This window comes from Hallella colorans (assembly GCF_003096815.1).
Taxonomy (GTDB): domain Bacteria; phylum Bacteroidota; class Bacteroidia; order Bacteroidales; family Bacteroidaceae; genus Prevotella; species Prevotella colorans.
In genome coordinates this window covers 83,210-105,315 of the sequence record NZ_QENY01000004.1, presented here as the reverse complement: position 1 = coordinate 105,315, position 22,106 = coordinate 83,210, and the positions used below count along the sequence as shown (strand labels likewise).

The 22,106-nt window shown below is 50.4% G+C and carries 17 protein-coding genes, 1 tRNA gene and 1 pseudogene; 8 read left to right on the top strand and 11 right to left on the bottom strand.

What is annotated here, in order from left to right; genetic code table 11:
- Window positions 1–1,272: 1,272 nt before the first annotated feature.
- Window positions 1,273–1,346, bottom strand: a tRNA-Met gene (locus C7379_RS03230).
- Window positions 1,347–1,526: 180 nt separating this feature from the next.
- Here C7379_RS03230 and C7379_RS03225 point away from each other — a divergent pair.
- The 5 genes from C7379_RS03225 to C7379_RS03205 all read left to right on the top strand — a co-directional run bounded on the left by C7379_RS03225 (window position 1,527) and on the right by C7379_RS03205 (window position 5,291).
- Complete coding sequence (locus C7379_RS03225) at window positions 1,527–1,925, top strand: START-like domain-containing protein (RefSeq protein ID WP_116615989.1); 399 nt, start codon at window positions 1,527–1,529, stop codon at window positions 1,923–1,925.
- 118 nt (window positions 1,926–2,043) lie between these two features.
- Window positions 2,044–2,277 (top strand): GlsB/YeaQ/YmgE family stress response membrane protein, encoded by a 234-nt coding sequence (locus tag C7379_RS03220; protein ID WP_116615988.1) that lies wholly within the window; start codon window positions 2,044–2,046, stop codon window positions 2,275–2,277.
- 52 nt (window positions 2,278–2,329) lie between these two features.
- Window positions 2,330–3,142 carry a TPM domain-containing protein gene (locus tag C7379_RS03215; RefSeq protein WP_116615987.1) on the top strand — a complete coding sequence of 271 codons (813 nt, stop codon included), beginning with the start codon at window positions 2,330–2,332 and terminating at the stop codon, window positions 3,140–3,142.
- Window positions 3,143–3,190: 48 nt separating this feature from the next.
- Window positions 3,191–3,784, top strand: a complete 594-nt coding sequence (locus tag C7379_RS03210; protein WP_116615986.1) for a LemA family protein — start codon at window positions 3,191–3,193, stop codon at window positions 3,782–3,784.
- Window positions 3,785–3,842: 58 nt separating this feature from the next.
- Window positions 3,843–5,291, top strand: a complete 1,449-nt coding sequence (locus tag C7379_RS03205) for a sodium:solute symporter (protein WP_116615985.1) — start codon at window positions 3,843–3,845, stop codon at window positions 5,289–5,291.
- Window positions 5,292–5,326: 35 nt separating this feature from the next.
- On the opposite strand, the gene C7379_RS03200 is transcribed toward C7379_RS03205, so the two are convergent.
- Window positions 5,327–7,099 carry a chloride channel protein gene (locus tag C7379_RS03200; RefSeq protein ID WP_116615984.1) on the bottom strand — a complete coding sequence of 591 codons (1,773 nt, stop codon included), beginning with the start codon at window positions 7,097–7,099 and terminating at the stop codon, window positions 5,327–5,329.
- Window positions 7,100–7,184: 85 nt separating this feature from the next.
- Window positions 7,185–7,751: an L-threonylcarbamoyladenylate synthase gene (locus tag C7379_RS03195; RefSeq protein WP_116615983.1), complete on the bottom strand. Its 567-nt coding sequence runs from the start codon at window positions 7,749–7,751 to the stop codon at window positions 7,185–7,187.
- A gap of 155 nt (window positions 7,752–7,906) precedes the next feature.
- On the opposite strand from C7379_RS03195, the gene C7379_RS12585 reads away from it, so the two are divergent.
- Both C7379_RS12585 and C7379_RS03185 read left to right on the top strand, forming a co-directional pair.
- Window positions 7,907–8,194 (top strand): hypothetical protein, encoded by a 288-nt coding sequence (locus C7379_RS12585; protein ID WP_133241862.1) that lies wholly within the window; start codon window positions 7,907–7,909, stop codon window positions 8,192–8,194.
- A gap of 17 nt (window positions 8,195–8,211) precedes the next feature.
- Window positions 8,212–9,190: pseudogene (locus tag C7379_RS03185) on the top strand (ROK family protein).
- Window positions 9,191–10,172: 982 nt separating this feature from the next.
- On the opposite strand, the gene fmt reads toward C7379_RS03185, so the two are convergent.
- The 5 genes from fmt to menA all read right to left on the bottom strand — a co-directional run bounded on the left by fmt (window position 10,173) and on the right by menA (window position 16,270).
- On the bottom strand, window positions 10,173–11,168 hold the full coding sequence (fmt, locus tag C7379_RS03180) for a methionyl-tRNA formyltransferase (RefSeq protein ID WP_116615981.1): 996 nt from the start codon (window positions 11,166–11,168) through the stop codon (window positions 10,173–10,175).
- Window positions 11,169–11,231: 63 nt separating this feature from the next.
- Complete coding sequence (locus C7379_RS03175) at window positions 11,232–11,660, bottom strand: BT0820 family HAD-type phosphatase (protein ID WP_116615980.1); 429 nt, start codon at window positions 11,658–11,660, stop codon at window positions 11,232–11,234.
- A gap of 11 nt (window positions 11,661–11,671) precedes the next feature.
- Window positions 11,672–14,176 carry an exopolysaccharide transport family protein gene (locus tag C7379_RS03170; RefSeq protein ID WP_116615979.1) on the bottom strand — a complete coding sequence of 835 codons (2,505 nt, stop codon included), beginning with the start codon at window positions 14,174–14,176 and terminating at the stop codon, window positions 11,672–11,674.
- Between the two features lie 27 nt (window positions 14,177–14,203).
- Window positions 14,204–15,094: a glucose-1-phosphate thymidylyltransferase RfbA gene (rfbA, locus tag C7379_RS03165; RefSeq protein ID WP_116615978.1), complete on the bottom strand. Its 891-nt coding sequence runs from the start codon at window positions 15,092–15,094 to the stop codon at window positions 14,204–14,206.
- A 258-nt stretch (window positions 15,095–15,352) separates the two neighbouring features.
- Window positions 15,353–16,270, bottom strand: coding sequence for a 1,4-dihydroxy-2-naphthoate octaprenyltransferase (gene menA / locus C7379_RS03160; protein WP_116616043.1), 918 nt, complete (start codon window positions 16,268–16,270; stop codon window positions 15,353–15,355).
- 68 nt (window positions 16,271–16,338) lie between these two features.
- Between menA and C7379_RS03155 the strand changes: the two genes are divergently transcribed.
- A complete protein-coding gene (locus C7379_RS03155) occupies window positions 16,339–16,977 on the top strand; it encodes an HD domain-containing protein (RefSeq protein WP_116615977.1) in 639 nt (212 codons plus the stop codon).
- A gap of 30 nt (window positions 16,978–17,007) precedes the next feature.
- Here the strand turns inward: C7379_RS03155 and C7379_RS03150 are convergent, their stop codons facing one another.
- From C7379_RS03150 to C7379_RS03140, 3 genes are all read right to left on the bottom strand, one after another.
- Window positions 17,008–17,457: a nucleoside deaminase gene (locus C7379_RS03150; protein WP_116615976.1), complete on the bottom strand. Its 450-nt coding sequence runs from the start codon at window positions 17,455–17,457 to the stop codon at window positions 17,008–17,010.
- Window positions 17,458–17,722: 265 nt separating this feature from the next.
- Window positions 17,723–20,659, bottom strand: a complete 2,937-nt coding sequence (locus tag C7379_RS03145; RefSeq protein ID WP_243406696.1) for an outer membrane beta-barrel protein — start codon at window positions 20,657–20,659, stop codon at window positions 17,723–17,725.
- Between the two features lie 9 nt (window positions 20,660–20,668).
- Entirely contained in the window at window positions 20,669–21,895 is a 1,227-nt protein-coding gene (locus C7379_RS03140; RefSeq protein ID WP_116615974.1) for a sugar MFS transporter, read from the bottom strand.
- Window positions 21,896–22,106 lie beyond the last annotated feature (211 nt).

Below are 22,106 nucleotides of genomic sequence, written 5' to 3'. Positions count from 1 at the left end.
TATAAGAAAATCTCTATCTATTACAGAAATGATGGGAAACAGAGAATGTCCATATTGCCACAAGAATATCTCTATAAGCAGATGTTCTCATTACTTTTTACACGGTACTAATTATAGTATTCGGTGTAACCATTGCAATCAAGAAGTAAAACTTTTAAAAGAACCCATTTCATTTAACTACTGCTTTATCATAGGCTTTTGTATATCATATGGATTTATGTCCTTTTTCTTATACTTTCTAAAATTAGATTTCATAGAATCTTTACTCTATACTTTACCCATTATCATTGTTTTTTTATTAATTACAATGATTTTAACTTTAAAACGAATTATCTTTATGAAAAAATAGACATTTGAGAGGAAAACTACAAGATTTATTCAAAAATTAATACCTAATAGCTGTTTCTTTAAATATAATTTCTTATTTTTACAGCATAAGAAAATCTCTATCTATTACAGAAATGATGGGAAACAGAGAATGTCCATATTGCCACAAGAATATCTCTATAAGCAGATGTTCTCATTACTTTTTACACGGTACTAATTATAGTATTCGGTGTAACCATTGCAATCAAGAAGTAAAACTTTTAAAAGAACCCATTTCATTTAACTACTGCTTTATCATAGGCTTTTGTATATCATATGGATTTATGTCCTTTTTCTTATACTTTCTAAAATTAGATTTCATAGAATCTTTACTCTATACTTTACCCATTATCATTGTTTTTTTATTAATTACAATGATTTTAACTTTAAAACGAATTATCTTTATGAAAAAATAGACATTTAAATCTTCCTTTAATTATTAACTAGTCGACCTTCAAAAATGCGATGTCGCCTTTTTGAGGGTCGACTATTTATATTTTTCAGGCAAACCATTTTTCAAAGCATTAGCTTCAATAACTATTCCTACGCTATTAGTTATGCGCTATTAGTTATGCTTATATATTATGTAATTAACTAAAAAAGTAGTTATTCTCTTACCCAAATATGATGCGTTATAGGTAGTTTAATCACAGGATAAAAAGTGACAACAAGTCCTTGTAAAGAACCATGGAGGTAGGAATATTAATCATCTAATCCTAATCTGTTTGTACTCCCTCATTAGTCTATCGGAGGTGTTAGGATTGTTATGCCTGTAGTACCGCCAGTATTCTGCATCTTCCATCACTTTCTCTGCTCTTTCTTTTTGCAACCCTGTCCATGACACCAAAAGTTCACCAATGGAAACAAAAAAGGAGCTACGTTAATGTAACTCCTTAATAATAAATGTAGCGGGGGTGGGACCCGAACCCACGACCTCCGGATTATGAATCCGACGCTCTAACCAGCTGAGCTATCCCGCCATCACTTCTTTTTGTTTCTGAAAAGCGTGTGCAAAGTTATTACATTATTTTTTCATTTCCAAATTTTTCCAGTAATTTTATCGTCGTTTGTCATAAAATAACTATATTTGCGCACATTAAATATATAATAGCAATCATTCTATCCTTATCCTAAAGGCAAATGCTTTGAAAAAATATTGAATGAAAAAAACCAAGATTACCATTGAGCGCACTCTTCGCTCACGTTCTAAATCTATTATCTGGAAACTCATATCCACCCCCGGAGGCCTTTCGCGATGGATAGCGGAAGAGGTGAGGCAAGAGGGTGACGCACTCATTTTTACATGGGGAAAATCTGGACAGGAATACGAGACCAGACGCGCCGACATTCTGAAAATAGTGAAAAACCAATCGTTGAGGTTCCGTTGGGAAGACGAGGAAGACCCATCAGCCTACACCGAAATAGCCTTGGTGGCACCAGATGTCGCTGATGAGTTGGCACTATGTATCACCGATTATGCTGAGCCCGACGATGAGGACAGCATGACATATATGTGGAACCATGACCTTGATCGCCTGCAATATAAAATGGGCGTTTGATCCATCAGCGATGGGCAAGAAAGATAATTGTATAGCTGGCCTGTTGTTAATAAAATTTGAATAATCTCTGGCTCTATTAAAAAAATGATGTATCTTTGCCATATATAAAAAGATTATTATGATTTGGACTATTGTTGTAGGTATCGTGGCAGGCTTAGTGGCGTGCCTGATTATGGGGCACGAGGGTCAAGGGTGCCTGGTGGATCTGCTTTTGGGTCTCGTGGGCGGCTTTGTAGGCGGCAATGTGCTTGGCTGGATTGGAATTGAGTGGCATGGCGTGATAGGCCAAATAGGCACGTCTGTGGTTGGTGCCGTCATCATTTTGTGGTTGTGGGCCAAGCTCAAGAAGTGACATTCTCGCACTATTTCATGATAGTGGTACGTACTCTGAAAGATTGTTCTTGATGAGAAATAGATTTGGGCTAAGTATCCTCGCGTTTATTTTTGCGTTGGCAGCCATTGCGGCTGACGCAAAGATTTGGTCTGCTGATAATATCCCCATGGTTCATCTCCAAGACCATAACAGATACGTATGCGACCCAGAGAATATCTTGACACCGGCCTCGCGCGATTCTTCAGACTTCTATCTCAAGAGATTACATTTGGAATGTGGTGTCCAAACGGTTTTTGTCGTGGTGGGCAATGTGAAGAACCAAGATTGTTTCCGATTGGCCGAAGATTTGGGAAACCAATACGGTGTAGGTACAAGCAAAGAGCGGCGTGGCTTAATAATCGTCATAGCGGTTAACGATCGCAGATATTTCATCGCGCCCGGAAAAGGCCTTGAGGCAGATTTGACAGATGTTGAGTGTGATGACATAGCCAGGGCTTGCATCGTTAAGAATATGAAAGTGGGCGATATAGACCTTGCGGTGTTTGAGACATCCAAGGCCATATTTAACAAATTGGCAACCGGGAGCACTGGCATTAAACAGGTTGATCAGTCTGAGGAGACAAGTTTGACAGACTGGTTGGTCATCATATTTCTACTTTTGATATTTTTTGGTCGGCCCGTGCTACTGATAATTTGCAGCATCCTTGAGAAGATGGGTATAATAAAACCATCGCCCCGAAAGAAGCGTCATCGCCGAAAAGACAACGACGATTGGTTTCCACCCTTTATCTTTGGCGGAGGCGGAGACTGGGGTGGAGGTTCCAGTGGCGGCAGTTTCGGCGGCGGCAGTTTCGGCGGCGGTGGCGCTGGCGGTGGCTGGTAGACGCACAAAAGGCATTGCTGATATGAAAACTTTTAAATTGTTATATAGATGAAAACTAAAAAATCTTTAGCACTTATCGTCGTAGTACTTATTGTCCTGCTATGTTTCGGGGCTTGTAGCTCTTACAACGGATTGGTAAACAAACAGGAGGCTGCCACCACCGCGCTGGCTAATGTGCAGGCTACTTACCAGCGTCGCGCTGACTTAATTCCAAATTTGGCTAAAACTGTCCAAGCGTATGCCAAGCACGAGCGCGAAACCTTTGAGGCCGTGACGCAGGCGCGTGCGTCGGTGTCGCAAATAAAACTGGACGCTGATAATCTCACACCCGAGGCACTACAAAAGTTTCAAAACGCGCAAGGAGAGTTGTCGCAGGCTTTAGGCAAACTGATGGTAGTGGCGGAACGCTACCCAGAATTAAAAGCGAATGAAAATTTCAAAAGCTTACAAATCCAACTTGAAGGCACCGAGAATAGGATTAACGAGGCGCGCCAACAATATAACGAGGTGGTTCAAGATTACAATCAAAGCGTTAGGCGATTTCCCAATAATATATTTGCAGGCATTTTTGGGTTCAATCGCATGAGTAAATTTGAGGCTTCGGCAGGTGCTGAAAAGGCACCACAACTTAATTTTGATTGAATGAAGCGGTAGGCGACAAGCGGGTTTTTCGTTGTAAAAACTTACCTTTGCAGTCGTTATGTTGATACTTCTCACTGTTTTTGGATATTTCGCCGTATTGTTGTGTTTTAGCAGGCTCACCACTCGGCGCTCGGATAACGACACATTTTATAGGGGCAATCGCCAATCGCCTTGGTATATGGTAGCGTTTGGCATGGTGGGTGCCAGCATCTCTGGCATCACGTTTGTGTCAGTGCCCGGTATGGCGATCAAGACCGATATGACCTATTTGCAGATGTGCTTGGGTTTCATACTCGGATATTTCATCGTGGCGTTTGTGTTGCTGCCCTTCTATTACCGGCTCAATCTCACCACCATCTACGCTTGGTTGGGCCGTCGGTTGGGCCGTCGGTCATACCAGTCGGGTGCTTGGTTTTTCCTTTTATCCAAGATGACGGGCGCCGCCGTGCGCTTTTATGTGGTGTGTTTCATCTTGCAACGGTTTGTGCTTGGACCGGTGGGCGTTCCGTTTCCACTCACGGTTGTGGTTATGGTGTGCCTTATATGGCTCTACACACGGCGCGGTGGCATCAAGACATTGGTGTGGACCGATACGTTGCAAACGGCCTGCATGTTTACAGCGCTCATCCTGATTATTCTTCATGTGGTGTCCAAGCTGGGGTTCACTCCTGTCGAGGCCTTGTCAGCCATAGCCGCCGACGCCCATAGCAGGGTGTTCGAGTTTGACGATTGGATGTCAAGGCAGTATTTCTGGAAACAGTTTCTTAGTGGAATGTTTGTCACCATCGTGATGACCGGACTTGATCAAGACATGATGCAGAAGAACCTGACGTGCAAGACACTGCGCGATGCGCAGAAGGATATGTGCGCGTATGGTTTTGCTTTCTTGCCGGCCAATGCTTTGTTTTTAGGCCTTGGCGTGTTGTTGATGATGCTTGCGCGCCAACAAGGCTTGGCGCTCCCGACTCAGGGCGATGACTTGTTGCCCATGTTCGCGGCTACAGGCAGGTTGGGCACGGTCGTCGTGGTGCTCTTCACCATTGGTGTCTTGGCCGCCGCGTTCTCCTCGGCCGACTCAGCCTTGACAGCTCTCACCACTTGTTTTTGCGTGGATATCTGTGGCAAACCCACTGACGAACGGCTACGCCGAAAAGCCCACATTGGCGTGGCGGTGGTGTTCACGCTTTTCATCATGCTGTTCAAGGCGCTCAATTCCACGAGTGTCATTGATGCCATCTATATTCTTTGCTCTTATACCTATGGGCCGCTCCTTGGCCTTTTTGCCTATGGCCTGCTCACTCGTCGCCCTACGCGCGACCGTATGGTACCTTATATCTGTGTGGCATCGCCATTACTTTGTTATGCTATCGACAGCTTAACCCTTGCCGCTACGGGCTACAAATTTGGCTATGAGTTGCTCATGCTCAATGGCATGCTCACCTTTGCCGGTTTGTGGGTTTGTGGGAGCGGCGCCATTCCAGCCTTGTGGCGCTGCGTTGAAGAGTAGGCGTAGCAGCCTGCTCATGTATAGCTGGCGGTTTCTCACTCGGCGGAGAAGTCGGCGACGAGCTGGCGATAAGCGTGGTACAGGCGTGTCTTGGATACGATGCCTTGCAGGTGGTTGTCAATATCCACCACAGGCAGTGCGTCTGCGTTAGTGTCATCAAACTTGGCCATTACTTCTTCCATGGGCTCGTTGTCGTACAAGATGGCCGGAACGGGCACCATGAGTTGGCTGACACGGAAACGATGGTACAGTTCGGTGCGGAAAACATAATGCCGTATTTTGTTGATGTCTATCATGCCGAGCAGGTGCTTGTTGTCGTCTACCACAGGGAGGAGCATGTCGCGGCTGCTCGTGAGCACGGAGATGAGTTTGTACATGGGCATCTCTGGTGTGACGGTTGTGCACTCTCGCTCCACCACAGATCCCATGCTGAGCATGGTGAGCACGCTGCGATCGGTGTGATGAGTGAGCAATCGCCCCTCGCGTGCCAATCGCATGGCGTATATGCTGTGTGACTCAAAGATGTTGATGACCATGAAACTCACCACCGACACGATGATGAGGGGTACGAACAATTGATAACCGCCCGTAATCTCGGCTATGAGGAAGATGCCCGTGAGTGGCGCGTGCATCACGCCAGCCATCACGCCAGCCATGCCAAGGAGCGTGAAATTTTTCTCGGGCAGGTACATGCCTATTTGCTCCTTGTTCCAAAAGTGCGCAAAGAGAAATCCGGCGAAGCCACCCACGAAGAGCGACGGCGCGAAAGTTCCGCCGCATCCGCCTGCCCCATTGGTAGAGGATGTGGCCACGATCTTGGTAAACATGACAAGCGCGACGTAGACCAAGAGCAGCTCCGGATGCCCATAAAAGAGAGAACCGTCCATTATCTTGGACCAGTCGGCCTCAGTTTGGCCCTCCATGAAGATAGCGATGGCGTTGTAACCTTCGCCGTAGAGCGCCGGGAAAAGGAATATGAGTGAGCTTAGCATCAATCCGCCCACTAAAAGTTTGGCGTAGAAATGATGGCGCATCTTGGCGTACTTGCTCTCGCAAAAATTCATCATGCGCATGAAATAGAGGCTCATCAGTCCGCACATCACGCCCAAGAGAACGGTGCCTGGTATGCGCTCCACGCTCCATGCGCTGTCAAGATGAAACGTGAAGAGCGTGGAAGTGCCCGTGAAAAGGTATGAGAAGATGTCGGCCGTGATGCTCGAGATAAGGATTGGCACCAATGAGGCCATGGTGAGGTCTATCATCAGCACTTCCAAGGTGAACACTAAGCCTGCGATGGGAGCCTTGAAAATGCCTGCGATGGCCGCCGCGGCGCCACAGCCCACCAATAGCATCACGGTGCGTTTGTTCATGTTGAACAGTCTGCCAAGATTGGATCCGATGGCCGACCCTGTGAGCACAATAGGCGCCTCGGCTCCCACAGACCCGCCGCATCCGATGGTGATGGCCGACGCCACCACGGAGCTCCATGTGTTGTGCGCTCGTATGAGCGAGTTTTTGGTGGCGATGGCGTAGAGCACTCGAGTAATGCCATGCGAGATATTGTCACGCACTACGTATTTGATAAAAAGCGAAGTGAGGTAAATGCCCACCACTGGCACCACAAGAAAGAGCCAGTTGGCTCGTTCGGTGAAAAATCCGTAGCTTAGTAGTCGCTGTATCAGCTTGATGAGACCATGGAGCATGAAGGCTGCCACGGAGGCCAAGAAGCCGATGATGAACGCGAGGATGTAGGTGGCTTGCTTATTGGTAAGCGTGTTGTTTTTCCAAGCTATGAGTTTTGCTATCACTTTCTTGCTGTTGTTTTGTCGATGCTAAGAACTTAGGGTGCGCACCTTGCCACGAGATGGTGGACTTGTAAATGTGAAATACTATTTATCTGATGATGGTAACCTCGCCAGTGGGACCGAGCTTGATAATGGAGCTGGGCGTGTGCGGTTTGTGCTCGTTGCGCCTTGAGAAGCATACGTAGTCCACACTGTCTAACAGCTCTTGTGAGATGTCTTGATAGTTTTGGGCGGCTGGCTCTCCGCTGATGTTGGCACTGGTACTGACAATGGCTTTTTGGAAACGATAGCACAGTTGGTGCGAGAAAGGCTCGTTAGTGATACGCAGCGCTATGCTGCCATCGTCGGCGATAAGATTAGGGGCGAGGTTCACGGCACCGTCGAGGATGATGGTGGTGGGCTTCACGGCAGCGTCTATGAGGTCCCAAGCTATGTTAGGCACCTGGCGCACGTATCGCTGCAATCGTGCGTCTGAATCTACGAGGCAGATGAGAGCCTTGGAGTCGTCGCGCTTTTTGATGGCATACACCTTGGCTACGGCTTCGGCATTGGTGGCGTCACAACCGATGCCCCACACGGTGTCGGTGGGGTATAAGATAACACCACCATTCTTTAAGACTTCGACGGCCTTTTTGATATCTTCTTCTTGTGTCATTTTTTAAAGGATATATAGGCAAAGTTACAGAAACTTTACTTATCGCCCAAATCTTTGCGAGTTTTTTTAAAGTCGTATTGACTTGACTTTGCCCAAGTTTTGAAATTCAAAAAAAGCGATGAATATCCTTTTAAATCTCAAATGTTTTGTTATCTTTGCAGAAGATTGGCTTCGCTTCGGCAATTGAGGCTTCGCTTCATTGCGCTCTGCTTGCGCAATCTTTGCAGAAGATTGGCATCGCCTCGGCAATTGAGGCTTCGCTTCATTGCGCTCTGCTTGCGCAATCTTTGCAGAAGATTGGCTTCGCCTCGGCAATTGAGGCTTCGCTTCATTGCGCTCTGCTTGCGCAATCTTTGCAGAAGATTGGCATCGCCTCGGCAATTGAGGCTTCGCTTCATTGCGCTCTGCTTGCGCAATCTAATTATGGTAAGAGACTACGCTAACTTAAAAAAGATATAAAATGAACGAACAAGAATTGATGAAACCGTACGTCATTGGCTTGGACCTTGGCGGTACGAACTCTGTCTTCGGGATTGTAGACAGTCGAGGCGAGATAAAGGCTACGACAGCCATCAAAACACAAGGCTACGATACTGCGGAAGAGTACGTGAAAGCGGCGGTAGAGGCTCTCAATGTCATTATCTACCAAGTGGGTGGCATTGATAAAATCAAGGCTATGGGTATTGGTGCGCCAAACGGTAATTTCTATACCGGGACAATAGAGTTTGCGCCCAATCTCGTATGGGGACACAATGGTATAGTGCCTTTGGCCGACATGTTCTCGAAAGTGCTTGGCGTGCCCGTTGGACTTACCAATGATGCTAATGCGGCCGCTATTGGCGAGATGACGTATGGCGTGGCGCGCAGTTTGAAAAACTTCGTGATGATCACACTTGGCACGGGCGTGGGCTCGGGCATTGTGATAGATGGGCATGTGGTGTATGGCTCTGACGGTTTTGCCGGCGAATTGGGTCACGTCACGATGGTACGTGAGAATGGTCGCTCATGCGGATGTGGCCGCACAAGGTTGCTTGGAGGCTTACTGCTCGGCCACGGGCGTGGCACGCACAGCTCGCGAGATGTTGAGCCAGTCTGATGAGCCTTCGTTGTTGCGCGAGCTTGACGCCGACAATATCACATCGCTCGACGTGAGCATTGCCGCTGGCAAGGGCGATATGATGGCGAAAAATATTTTTGAGTTTACGGGTGATATGTTAGGTCAAGCGTGTGCAGATTTTGCTGCGTTCTCGTCGCCAGAGGCATTTGTATTTTTTGGTGGATTGGCCAAAGCGGGCGAGCTTATCATGGAGCCTATACGTCGCAGCTACGACAAGCATGTGCTTAAAGTGTTCAAGGGCAAGGCCAAATTCTTGGTGAGTGCCTTGGAGGGCAGCTCGGCAGCCGTGTTGGGAGCGTCGGCTATTGGCTGGGAGCTGTAAGCGTTGTCTGTGTATAAAGCAAGGCGCCAAGTCTCATTGAGGCTTGGCGCCTTGCTCTTTGGTGAGGCATGGGGATGGCTCAGTAGAAAAAGTATGGTGTTTCATTTTGCTATTGAGATTAACCCATTGGTACAATAGTGCCCGTATGTTTATTGAAGAGATGCTCGCTATGTACAACATAGGTGGCCGAATGGGGCGTGTGTACGCTTCGAGATGGCGACAGAACATTTGCTCATTTTCGGTTTTTTCTTTAAAAACCTGCTTATCCCGAACGCGGTTTTTGAAAAATTAGAAATAGTCAATTATTTGAACAAAGAACCCTCTCAAATTCGCTTATTTAAAAATAAGTTTGCCTTCGTCCGAAATACGCGAAATCTGCGATAGTTTGTAAACGATTGACATTCAGCGTCTTTGAAAAAATAGCCTTTATTCTCCTATTTTGTGGTCTGCTGTTAAGTATCAAATGGCATGATGATAAGGTTGCAATCGCAACGTGATAGAGGCTCTTCCGCGCTGCCAATAAGGCCTAATCATGCTATGAGAAAGCACCAATCGCAGCCCTCTTATGATTTTTGGTAACGCTCTACTTGGTTTTGACAAAAAAAGATAGCCCTTTTTGCTCTGGATGACTCGAAAATAATGATCAAAAAACAGTAATTATATTTTACAAGATAAAGAATAAGGAGTAAGGAGTGAAGAGTGGGGAGCAAAAAATGAATGAAGACAATTACATCGGATTCAAGAAGCGTCTAAGCGCGGTAGAAATTTACACGTATGAACTTTTATGCCCACATCATATCTTCCTGTCTTTAATCCTGTTTGCGGTTATACATGGTTACCACAATCGTAGGGAGACCTACGGTGCCCCCAAGGTAAATACCTACTGAGCCTTTAGCTCCTCCATTAAATATCAGCTGAGCCATAGAGATGGCGTGCGCGCGTAAGCGTGCCCAAATAAGTTGTCTGCAGTATCGTCGGTGCCCTATGAGAGATGGGCCAAATCTATGTCATGGTTGCCATTAAGGAAGTCGCGGGCGTGCATTCGGCGCTTGCCAGCCAGTTGCAACTCGGTGAGCTCCAGCCACTCGTCGGCGCAAGCCACGAGCAGGCGGTGTCTCTCCACGCGCATACTGCCGGGCTCGTGGCCTGTGGCGGTGATGCCCGTTTTCAAGGTTTTGAATATTTTTAGAGTGAGTGCTTTGTCCGTGCTGTCTTGGCAGAGTGTGGTCCAAGCTGTGGGGTAGGGAGACAAGCCGCGTATGAAATCGTACACTCGCTTGGCGCTTTGGTCCCACCGCACGCGACAAGTGTCCTTGAAAATCTTGGGCGCGGGTTGTAGCTGGCCTCCCGTTTGGTAGCTATCTTTGTCCCATTGATCTTGCGGTGTGGACGCTATGTGCCCGCCGCTGTCGATGACACGGTATAGCGTCTCCACGGCGATGTCCGCTCCGAGGGCGGCCAATCCGTCGTATACATATTCTGCGTCGGCATCATCAGGAATGGAAAATCTTTTTTGTAGGATGATACGTCCGGTATCTATGTCGTGGTCAAGAAAGAATGTGGTAACCCCCGTTTGCGTTTCACCATTGATAATGGCCCAATTGATGGGAGCTGCTCCCCGATACTGGGGCAACAAGGCCGCATGTACGTTAAACGTGCCGCAGGGTGGCATGCTCCACACTATCTCGGGCAACATGCGAAAGGCTACCACCACTTGGATGTCGGCTTTGTAAGTGGCCAGCTCGCTAATAAATTCGGCATCTTTCATCCTCGCAGGTTGCAACACAGGTATGCCATGTTTTATGGCGTACTGCTTCACGGCTGATGGCTGCAAAACGTTCTGGTGACGGCCCACTGGCTTGTCGGGCTGCGTCACCACCGCCACCACGTTGAACCGTTCGTTGACAAGTCTGTCGAGCGTGCTCACTGCGAAGTCTGGCGTGCCCATGAATACAATTTTGAGATCCTGCTTGGTCATTGTTTGGTGTTTAAAAAAGGTTGCGCTGTCGCGAGCGGTGGTCTTGGGCAGTGACTTGCCTCATCATTTCCACCACCATTTTTTGCGCCTTGTGCGTTCCTCAGAAACGTGTCCCATGGCCTCGCGCATGATATCGGCGTATGTACGATGCTCAGAGATAATGCGGTATATCTGTCCCCAATCGGGCAATCCGCCGATACCACGGTCGTCTATGAAATAATCCACTTTTAGTTTGCGGCTGAAGTGGTTGTTTTTTTCCACCTCCTCCTCGGGGTAGTCACGGTTCACGGCCCAAAAATCCACCCCGCGCTCATGACACCAGTCTATGGCCTCTTGCAACAGATGACCCTCGCGTACGGTCCAAAGGATGAGTCGGTGATGGTCGTTGATGAGCATGCGCAGGGTGTCGGTGGCAAAAGGGCGCTCCTCGCCGATGTGTGGATAGCGATGCTCCACGATTGTGCCGTCAAAGTCTACCGCGATGGTTGCCATGTGCCTTGGGGTTATTTCTTGATAGAGTCGTCGTTCACGTCGCCATAGTGGCTTTTGCTGTAGTTGCCATAGCTGCCGTAACTACCGTATGTGCCATGATGGCCGTAGTTGCCGTAACGCCCGTAGCGTCCGTAACGCCCATAGCGTCCATAGCCATAGTAGTAGCCGTATTTTTTCTTGGACATGTCTATGCCGTTAATGACAATGCCTATCTTGGGCAGCTTCTTGGTGGCGGCAAGGTTGTTGATGAGTTCAAAACTCTCTTTGGGTGTATAGTCGGCTCGGCAGGTGTATACTGTGAGGTCGCACACGTTGCCCACTTGTATGGTATCGGTCACGAGGCCCACGGGTGCTGTGTCCACGAGAATGTAGTCGTAGTGTTGGCGCAACTCGGCGAAAATCTCACCAAGACTCTTGCGCGATACGAGCTCGGCGGGGTTGGGCGGAATGGGTCCAGCCATGAGCAAATCAAGGTTGTTGTTGATGCCCGAGGGCAATATCTGGCTTTGTATGGTCGCCCAGTCGGGGTTGTCCCTCACGAGCAGGTTGGTGATACCGTGCGAGTTGTCGTTTATCTCAAACAGTTCGGCCAATCTCGGTTTGCGTATGTCAAGTCCCACCAATATCACCTTCTTGCCTAACAGCGCGAACGACACCGAGAGGTTGGAGGTGATAAAGGTCTTACCCTCGCCCGAGATGGTGGATGTAAACATAATGACCTTCTGGTCACCGGTGAGCATGAATTGCAGGTTGGTGCGCAAAGAGCGGAATATTTCCTCCATCATGTTGTTTTTGTTCTCGTGCACCACGATATCGGCTTTGGTCTTGGCGGTTTCCGATGCCACCGCCACGTCGGCCAGAATGGGTAGCTTGGTGAGCCGTGCCACGTCTTCGTGTCCCTCTATCTTGTAATGGAAGAACTGTATCAAGAATAATATTAAGGCAGGCAGCAATAGTGCCACGAGCAGTGCCACGAGCAGTATGATGTTTCGGTCGGGGCTTACCTGTCCCATGAAGGTGGGTTGGTCTATGAGTTTACCTTTATCGGCGGTGGCGGCGAGCGATATGGAGTTTTCCTCTCGTTTTTGCAAAAGCATGAGGTAAAGCCCCGATTTCACTTCCTGTTGGCGACCTATCTGTGTGAGCATGCGCTCCTGCTCGGGGTTTTGTCCCACCCTGCCTTGGTACACGCTGTATTGCGATGCCACCGAGTTGCGTTGAATGTTCATGTTGCGGCGCGTCTGGTTGAGAGATCGCCTGATGGCTCCTTCAAGTTCGCCTATCTGAGAGGTGAGTGGCGTTACACTGGGCGACGACTCGCTGGCACTTTGCAAAAGGAGATTACGCCTTTGCACCAGCGTGTTGTAATTGGAGATGAGCGATGTTACCGATTGGTCGTCAATGCCCACGTTTGAGGGCAGCGGCTGGTTTTTGTTGGCGGGGTTGTTCATGTATCTCACCATCTCGTCGGCCAATTGCACCTGCGTGTTGGCCTCGGCCAATTTTTTCGCATACTCGTCGGCGTTGCCCATGGCCTGCCCTGCGTTCATGTCTAATTGTACGATGTTGTTGCGACGTTTGTAGCTCTCGAGTTGTCCCTCGGTGTTGCCAAGCTCCGCGTTTATCTTTTCCAAGCGGCCGTTTATAAACTCCTCGGTTCGCATGGCCACCTCATTTTTGTCCTCGTTGGCCTGTCGGTTATAACACAGCGCGAGTTGTTGCAGGTAGTCCATGGCTCGCTGTGGGCTCTCGTCCTTTACCACTAATTGGGCAATTGTGGTCGATTTGTTGGTCTGGGCCACGTTCAGCGCGGCCACGTATTTGTAGGCGGCCATACGTGGCGACGTGATGGTCACTTTCAGTTTCAAATCTTCTGACATGGGGGTCATGCCGTTCAGGCTAAAGCTCAGTATGCCTGCGCGGGTGCCTATGCTGGCCGGTAGTTGCGCCAGCGTTTTGTCTATGGCGTAGGGGCCGTTCACTTTGTTGTCGCCAATCGACACGTAGTAGGTACCTTCCACGTGGTATTTGGAACCTTCTCGCTCTATGGTCAAGGAGATTGGGGCGTTGAGTTTCTCCAAGTGCTCGGGATCGACGTCTACGTTAATGGGCTGCGTTTTGTAATTCAGCACCTCTTTTACCTTGCCCATTGAGTAATAGTTGGTGTAGAGCTTCAGATCTCTTACGGCCTGTTGGGCCAACGAGTGTGAGGTCAATATCTCCATCTCGTTTTCAATGCCGGCCGAATTTGAGATCGTTCCGAACGTGGAACTGTTGAGCATGCCGCGTCGGGTGTTGGTATTGTTGTCTTTGATGAGCAACTTTGCCGAAGCCTGATAAACAGGCGTCTTGTAGTGCAGGTATATGGCTGCGGTACCGAGACAGATAATGATGGATAGCAAAAACCACTTCCAGTTGAGGATGAGCGTGGTGTAGATGGTGGCGAAATCGAAAGTCGAATTTTCGGCTTCGGGCTGTTCGGTGTATTCCGCTACCTTTTTATTGTTTTCTTCCATTGTATGTTTTTTGTATTTTTCTCTTTATTATGATAGTCGCTTGTTTTCTTCGGCCATTTTCAATAGGTACTTGCCATAATCGTTCTTGGCCATTGGCGTAGCCGCCTCAATGAGTTGGTCAATCGATATCCAACCCTGCTTGTAGGCTATTTCCTCTAAGCAAGCCACTTTGAGCCCCTGCCGTTTCTCGATCACCTCCACAAAGTTGCTGGCCTCGGCCAAACTGTCGTGCGTGCCCGTGTCAAGCCAAGCAAACCCTCGTGGCAGTGTTTTCACTTTCAGAGACTCTCTCGCCAAGTATTCTTGATTGACCGATGTTATTTCCAGTTCGCCTCGCTCGCTGGGTCTAACGTTCTTGGCTATGTCTACCACGCTGTTGGGATAGAAGTATAGCCCCACTACGGCGTAGTTGCTTTTGGGTTTTTGGGGTTTTTCCTCTATGCTCAGGCATGTGCCGTCTGTGTCAAACTCGGCCACGCCATATCGCTCGGGGTCGTTCACGTAATAGCCGAAGATGGTGGCCTGATCCTCGTATATGGCGGAGTTCACGCTCTCTTGCAGTATGCGCGTGAAGCCCGCTCCGTAAAAGATGTTATCGCCCAGCACTAAGCAGACGCTATCTTTGCCTATGAATTTCTCACCTATGATGAAAGCCTGCGCCAAGCCGTCGGGCGATGGTTGCTCGGCGTATTCTATCCGCATGCCTATCTCGTGGCCATCGCCGAGCAGGCGCTCAAAGCCTGGTAAGTCGTATGGTGTGGAGATAATAAGCACGTCACGAATGCCAGATAGCATCAGCACTGACAGCGGATAGTATATCATCGGCTTGTCGTATATTGGTATGAGTTGTTTACTAATACCCTTGGTGATGGGGTACAAACGCGTGCCCGAGCCACCTGCCAATATTATTCCTTTCATTTCTTCAGAACGTTAATTATATGAATTATATGTTGCGTGCGTGGCCTGTAGCTTGTGTGCGCACGTTTGGGAGGTATCTGTTTGATAGATAGATACCAATAGTTATGCGCAAAGTTAAGTAATTTTATCGACATACGTAGTCACAAATAGATGAAAAATCCAATGATGACGTTTTTTTTTGTCACGTCGTCATCTTTAGTGTTGTTAGTGGGCATGTTTGTGGTGGCCACATGTGGTTGTTCGTTCGCTACTCTGCCGTCACGCCGAGATGGCTATGCCTGCCGCTACCGCCATGCCATACACTATCATGTTGCGGGCTGTCTGCCCTAACAAATCGTTGAGCTTGTGGTCGCGCTCCATGCCCCTCAGCCGCCGATATGCGCCTATGTGTAGCCACAGGTACGAGACGATTGGAAGCACAAAGCCGCCAGCGTGCCCCCCAGCCACGTAGGCCACACCCAAGGCCACGGCAGCCACGCCCACCCAAAGGTACAGGAGTCTGCCTGCGCTGGGCCCTATCCGAGCCACGAGGGTGAGTTTGCCGTCGCGTATATCGTTGTCAATGTCTCGATAGTTGTTCACTATCAACAATGTGTCTGTTACCAGTCCGCAGGCCACCGCGCCCACCACCACCTCGGCGCTCACACCGCGCTCGTGAGGTGGAAGACTCAAATAATATGTGAGACACACGGGCACGAGTCCGAAAAAAACGATCACCAGCGCGTCTCCTAACCCCATGTAAGACAGTTTGGTGGTGTACAAGAAGCAAAATGCCACGCATGCCACTCCCACGCCCACCATGGGCCAGCCGCCCATCCATGCCAAGGGCAGCCCCACGATGCACGCCACGGTCGTGACGATAGCGATGGCCCGGCGCATGGCGTGGGCCGACACCCACCCCATGGAGCAGGCTCGGGGCGGCCCTAAGCGTGTTGCCGCGTCGTCGTTGCCCCGCCTAAAGTCGAAGTAATCGTTCACAAGATTGGCGTCCACCTGCATCGTCATCGCGAATAGCAGGCAAAGTCCGGCGGCTCCCCACGCTATGTGCCCGCCAGCGTCGGCCCACGCCAGGGCCACACCTATCATTACAGGCACAGCCGCCCCGGACAGCGTCTTGGGGCGAGCGGCGAGCGCCCAGGCACGAAAAGAATTGGTCTTTACGTTTGTTTCGTCCATCATAATGTTGCAAAAATAGCCATTATTTGCTACATTTGCAAGTGAATAAACATTTTAACACTCCCTGTATGCAAGTGAACTTAGACTTGATGGCTTTTGTGGAGACCGCCATCCTCCCTAAATACAATGCTTTCGACCGCGCCCACGGACTGGCCCACGTGCAGCGCGTCATCGCCAACTCGATGGAGCTGGCGCGCCAATTGGGCGCCGACGTCAACATGGTGTACGCCATAGCGGCCTACCACGATCTTGGCATGAGCGGCCCGCGCGCCATACACCATATCACGGGCGGCAAGATACTCGCCGCCGATCGCAGATTGGACAGGTGGTTTTCGCCAGACCAAATAAGCGTGATGAAAGAGGCCGTGGAGGATCACCGGGCCTCGGCCTCGCGCGAGCCGCGCAGTATATACGGCAAAATCGTGGCCGAGGCAGACCGAGACCTTACCCCAGAGGTAGTTTTCGCAAGGGCCGTGGAGTATGGACTGGACCATTATCCCGACTTGGACAGGGAGCGGCAATGGCAGCGGTTCGAACATCACATGGAGCAAAAATACAGTAGCGAGGGTTATATAAAACTGTGGATACCCAACTCGCCCAACCACAAGTATCTCACCGCTGTTCGCGAAGTGATAGCCGACAAGACGTGTTTGCGCGCCGTCTTTGACCGTGTCTACGACAGTCTCAAACTCGCCGATGGTCGATGAGCCGCCAAGGCCAGCCGTTTCGTGGGCAGCTCATCGTCTCTTGTCTCTAAAAAATGCCTGCATCAAGGCCTTGCACTCCCCGGCCAACACGCCTCGTGTCACGGTGGCCTTGGGGTGCAGCGTCATGGGCGCGAGCCGCGTGTAGCCACGCTTTTCCTCGTCCGTGCCATACACCACGCGACCTATCTGCGCCCATCCCATGGCGCCAGCGCACATGGCGCATGGCTCCACGGTCACGTATAGTGAGCAGTCGGGCAGGTATTTGCCCCCAAGGGCGGCCGCCGCGGCGGTGATGGCAAGCATCTCGGCGTGCGCCGTCACGTCGCCTAACGTCTCGGTCTGGTTGTGCGCCCGCGCTATCACGCGGCCTTGACACACCACCACCGCGCCTATGGGTATCTCACCCTCACTATACGCCGCCTCGGCTTCAGCGAGTGCCATGCGCATGAAACGCTCGTCAATGTTTCGCTCTTCGTTCATAGTTTGTCGTTATTTCTTGCCACATATTAAACCTCAGTTTCAAAGGTGTGCGGATCGTGGGATTGTCGCGCGCGGTGTTGCCCGTAGGGGCGTGATTTATCACGGACCGTCAATATGGTGCACCAATGTTCAGAATATATTTTTTGTAGATGACATGGCATGATGGTGGTCGTGCGGCCATGCGCCAAAAATGATGTCATAGCATAGTTGGAAATATTCTGCGTCTCTTTCAAGGCGTGGTGGCTTGTTTGTGCTCATGTTATTGTCAGAAGATTGTGCTGGAGGGTTTTTCCATGCCAAAGGTGAATTTGTAGGCGGCCCGAATCATGAAAAAGCGGTTCAGCGAGTTGGTCCAAGTTTCTGTGCGCCCTTGCGCGTCGAGCGTGAACATGTTGTTGCTCAAGTTGCCCAAGATGTCAAACCCATCTATCGACAGGGCCAGCTTGTCATCCATGAACTGCTTGGTGAGGCGCAGGTTCCACACGGTTTGGTTGGTGTTCATCTGTGGATCGTTGTAGCCTCGGCGTATATAGTCCACGATGCTTGTGGCGCACTCCATTCCCCAAGGCAGTTTTATGCTGCCGCTCAGGCCTACGTTGCAGTCCCACGCGCTCACCGCTTGGAAGTCGTTGCGGTCGCTCGTGGCTCGCTGGTGTGTGATTGCTGTTTTCAGTTCTGCCCTCAAATTGTCTGACAGTTGGTAGCTCACGTTGAGGTTGTTGGCCAGGGTCCAGTTGTGCACCTCGCTGCGCCCGATATTCGTCCCCTTAACGGTGGTGAGATCCACGCTGTTGCTATAGTTGGCAGAGAAGGCTTCTTCCAGTGTGATGCGTTTGCGTCTGTCTATTGGTGTGGTGGTCTGCACGGCGGCTCCAGCGTTCCAGTTGCCGTTGATGTTTACCGGTCGGGTGGTGGTGATGCCTGTCGCTTTGTCATACACGTTAGCCGTTGCGATGGCGTTCTGGATGATGCTGGCGTTCATGCTGACGCTGTAGTTGCGTTGCGAGGCCATATTGAAGATGGACGCCATCATGAAAAGGCCGTGCGTTCTCGATTTTTTCAGGTGCTCGTTGCCGAGGGTCACTATCAAGGGGTTGGCGTCGTCGCGTATGTCGAGCATGGAGGTCAGCGACGGTTGTTGCTGGTTGGTGGAATAGGTGACCGAGGCTAATCGTAGGCCAGTGGAGTCGTTGAAATGGTAAGTGAAGTTCAGCGTGGGCTCAAAGAGCAGCGAGTGTCGTTCCTTGGAGTAGCTTTTGTTGCGGTAATATTCTATCTTCTCGTATCGCTCGCGTATGGGTAGCGTAAGCTCCACGACATATTGCGGTCGGCGCGTTCCGTCGCCGTGGTTGTAGTTGAAGGTCATGCTGGCCGTATGCTCAACGTTTCTCGTTCGGTTACGATAGCTGTTCATTCTGTCGAGCGCGCTGGCCAGGGCCTCGCGCGTGGAGGGCAATACGCCCAATGCGTAGGCCGAGTCGGTGTAATGGGCTAATTGGTCTAATCGGTAGAGGCTGTGGTCGGTGTCACTGTATGTCTGTCTGAATTGGTAACTTGGCCTGATATAGATGGATGCCGTGTTGGTTGTGTCCATGTTTATCAGGCGGGTGTAGTCTATGTTGGCGTTTATCGAGTAGTTGTGAATAGGTGTTTCTTCGTATTGTCTTCGATGGTCGTTCGTGCCTTGTGCGGCCATGTAGTCTATGTGGTTCAGGGCGTGGCTGTCATTATTGGTCCGTTCATAGTTCGCGCTTGCCCTCATGGTCAACATGTTGTTCCAGCTGTTTTCTTTGTCTTTGCCAAAAGCTATGCGGTCTGTAAGGTCGGCGTCATACGACAGGGTGTTGGTTTGGAAAAGCCGGTCGTTTCGCACGCGGTTGATGGTCATGGCCAATAGGCGCTGGCCAGACTTGGGCATGAACAAACTGTCAAGGGTGGCGATTGCGCTTGGTTTGGCATTGAGGCGCGCGGATCGGCTGTTGCTCCATCCATTGCCTTTGCTGATGTTTATGGAGGAGTTTCCCGAGAGCATGTGCTGTCCCGGTGTCAGGCTGAAATATAGCCCCGTGTTCCATGCGGTGTTTTTGTTGCGATTGGTCGATTGTGCCAAGCCATAGTGGTCTCCGCCGGTCAGGAAGTTTTGCGACGTGATGCGCTGTGTCGTCTCGTTGTCTGAGCGTGAGAGTGCGGTCGTACACTCTATATAGTTATCTTCGTCGGCCCCCTCGTAGCGATAGGTCAGCGTTCCGCTTTTGGTGTCGGTTAGTCCGCCTCCTGTGTCGGGTGCTGTCTCCATGTCGACATCCTCGCCGGGTGTGCCGCGGTCGTTCATATTGTTGGCTGCCGCCGTCACGGTGAGTCGCGACCGTTTGGTGTATCGCATGGCGAAGAGCTTGCCATTGTAGCGTCGGTCGGTGCCGCCGGCCATGTCTGCGTTGCCTATCAATCCTTGGTGATATTGCTTTTTCAAGCTCACGTCGAGCACGAAAGTGCGATCGTTCATGTCGCGCCCCATCAGTCGGCTATCCTGTCCGAGCTTGTCATAAGCCTTTATTTTATCCACGGTGTAGGCCGGCAGGTTTTCCAAAGCTTTTTTGGCGTCACCCTTGAAGAAGTCGCGGCCGTCTATAAGGAGCGAGCTGACGGTGCGCCCGTTCACCTTGATGAGTCCGTCTTGCAGCGTGGCGCCGGGCAGTTGCCTGATGAGTGCGTCGAGCATGGAGCCTTGGCTCAGCTTGAACGCTGACGCGTTGTAAACCAAGGTGTCGCCGTGCATCACCATTTTTATCTTGGTGGCGGTTACCGTCACCTCGTCGAGCATAGTGGCCGCGGGCTCCATTTTTACCGCGTCTATCACTTGCTCGTTCACGCGATCGGCCATCTCCACCTTGACCGGGCGGTACAAGGTGGTGTAGCCCACCATCGAGAAGCGCAATATATAAGAGGTATGGTTTGTCACATCTATTTGGTACATGGGCGTGTTGCCGTACCAATAATTGTTCTCAGTGGTGATGGCCGAGCCCACCACTGTGCTGTCCGCGGCCGAGAGCAGTTCCACGCGCACGCCTTTCAGAGGCTGACGGGTGTCGGCTCCTATCACCCATCCCAAGATGTGGCGTGCCGAGACGGTGGCGCACAGCATGGATGCCAATATTGCCAGCGTGAGTTTTGCGATAAGGGCAGATGAGGAAAATCTTGACATGGTTCAGGCTCAAATTATCAGGATAGTGGGCTTTTGTTTGCGTGTAAGCTCCGACGCGAACAACAACACCACGAAAAAGCCTATGAACGGTATAATGAACGGCATGCTCATCATGTGCGTGGAGTCGGCAATGAGGCCCATGAGCAGAAATCCGCAGCCACCGATGGGTGTCATCATGAGTAGCGACGACGCGCTCTTAGTGAGATTGCCCAACCCCCGAAGCGACAGCGAGAAGATGGTGGGAAACATGATGGCCTCACAAACGTAGTTGAGAATGAGGGCCACCATCGACACGACACCAAGGTTGAGCATGACCACGCCTACGCATGTCACGCTGCCAGTGGCGCAATATAGCAACATGCGTTCTGGTTTGACGCGCCGCATGGCCCAGCTACCCGCAAAGCGTCCCACCATGAACAGCCCGAGTGCTACGGTGAGGATGATGGAGGCGGTGTTGTCTGTCATCCAGCCTTTGGCCGTGACATAATTGATGAAATAGCTGTTGATGGATATCTCCGCTATCTCGTAAGCCAGTAGCGCGAGCAGTCCAAAGACAAACATGGGATGGTGATGAAAGAGCTTCATGATGCGAGTGCCCTGGCTGCGGTCCTCGGCGGTAATTCGGTGTTGTATCTCGGGCAGGTCCACCCGTGAAAATACCACCGCTATGATCAGCACCACTATGCCCAGTGCGGTGTATGGAATGACAATATTGCCGCCGCTCTCCGTTCCGTTAAAAAGAAACTGCCCCACGATGAATGTTGCCGATAGCGATCCCAAGCCGTTAAACGATTGTGAGAGGTTTAGCCTGCTGGTGGCGCTGTCGGGGTGTCCAAGCTCTGTGACGTAAGGATTGGCGGCTGTCTCCAAGAATACCAATCCGCAGCCGATGATGAACAGCGCACCCAAGTAAGCGTAGAACGTTCCGGCCTCGGCGCCGGGTATGAAGAGCAACGACCCGATGCCGAATAGTGTCAGCCCGAACACCACCCCCATGCGGTAGCCTTGCCTATTGATGAACCATCCGGCCGGGATGGCCATGATGAAATAGCCCAAATAGGTGGTCACCTGTATCAACGACGATTGCGTGATGGTGATGTCCAGGGCGTTTTGGAAATGCTTGTTGAGCACGTCTAAAATGGCTCGGGCAAAACCCCACAAAAAGAAGAGCGAGGTAACGAGCACGAATGGCAGCAAATATTGCTTGGTGGTTATTTTTGAATGTTGGTCTTGCATCTTGTCAAAATCATGTCTTGAATGGTCGGCCGTCAGCCACCTGCGTGGCCTGGCTTGTATTATTACAACTCACTAACGGCCCCTGATATTGTGGTTTCTTGACAAAAAAGATGTTTTTCTCGGATTTTGGGAATGCTTTTCCTTTTTCTTTTGATGTCTTGGTAAAAAAACCGCGAGGCCATTGTGTTGGCTTCGCGGTTGATAGGTGTTT

Excerpts from the sequence above, each read along its gene's own strand:
- C7379_RS03225 (WP_116615989.1), top strand. The coding sequence starts at position 1,527 with ATGAAAAAAACCAAGATTACCATTGAGCGCACTCTTCGCTCACGTTCT.
- C7379_RS03220 (WP_116615988.1), top strand. The coding sequence starts at position 2,044 with ATGATTTGGACTATTGTTGTAGGTATCGTGGCAGGCTTAGTGGCGTGC.
- C7379_RS03215 (WP_116615987.1), top strand. The coding sequence starts at position 2,330 with ATGAGAAATAGATTTGGGCTAAGTATCCTCGCGTTTATTTTTGCGTTG.
- C7379_RS03210 (WP_116615986.1), top strand. The coding sequence starts at position 3,191 with ATGAAAACTAAAAAATCTTTAGCACTTATCGTCGTAGTACTTATTGTC.
- C7379_RS03205 (WP_116615985.1), top strand. The coding sequence starts at position 3,843 with ATGTTGATACTTCTCACTGTTTTTGGATATTTCGCCGTATTGTTGTGT.
- C7379_RS03195 (WP_116615983.1), bottom strand. The coding sequence starts at position 7,751 with ATGACACAAGAAGAAGATATCAAAAAGGCCGTCGAAGTCTTAAAGAAT.
- fmt (WP_116615981.1), bottom strand. The coding sequence starts at position 11,168 with ATGACCAAGCAGGATCTCAAAATTGTATTCATGGGCACGCCAGACTTC.
- C7379_RS03175 (WP_116615980.1), bottom strand. The coding sequence starts at position 11,660 with ATGGCAACCATCGCGGTAGACTTTGACGGCACAATCGTGGAGCATCGC.
- C7379_RS03170 (WP_116615979.1), bottom strand. The coding sequence starts at position 14,176 with ATGGAAGAAAACAATAAAAAGGTAGCGGAATACACCGAACAGCCCGAA.
- rfbA (WP_116615978.1), bottom strand. The coding sequence starts at position 15,094 with ATGAAAGGAATAATATTGGCAGGTGGCTCGGGCACGCGTTTGTACCCC.
- menA (WP_116616043.1), bottom strand. The coding sequence starts at position 16,270 with ATGGACGAAACAAACGTAAAGACCAATTCTTTTCGTGCCTGGGCGCTC.
- C7379_RS03155 (WP_116615977.1), top strand. The coding sequence starts at position 16,339 with ATGCAAGTGAACTTAGACTTGATGGCTTTTGTGGAGACCGCCATCCTC.
- C7379_RS03150 (WP_116615976.1), bottom strand. The coding sequence starts at position 17,457 with ATGAACGAAGAGCGAAACATTGACGAGCGTTTCATGCGCATGGCACTC.
- C7379_RS03145 (WP_243406696.1), bottom strand. The coding sequence starts at position 20,659 with ATGTCAAGATTTTCCTCATCTGCCCTTATCGCAAAACTCACGCTGGCA.
- C7379_RS03140 (WP_116615974.1), bottom strand. The coding sequence starts at position 21,895 with ATGCAAGACCAACATTCAAAAATAACCACCAAGCAATATTTGCTGCCA.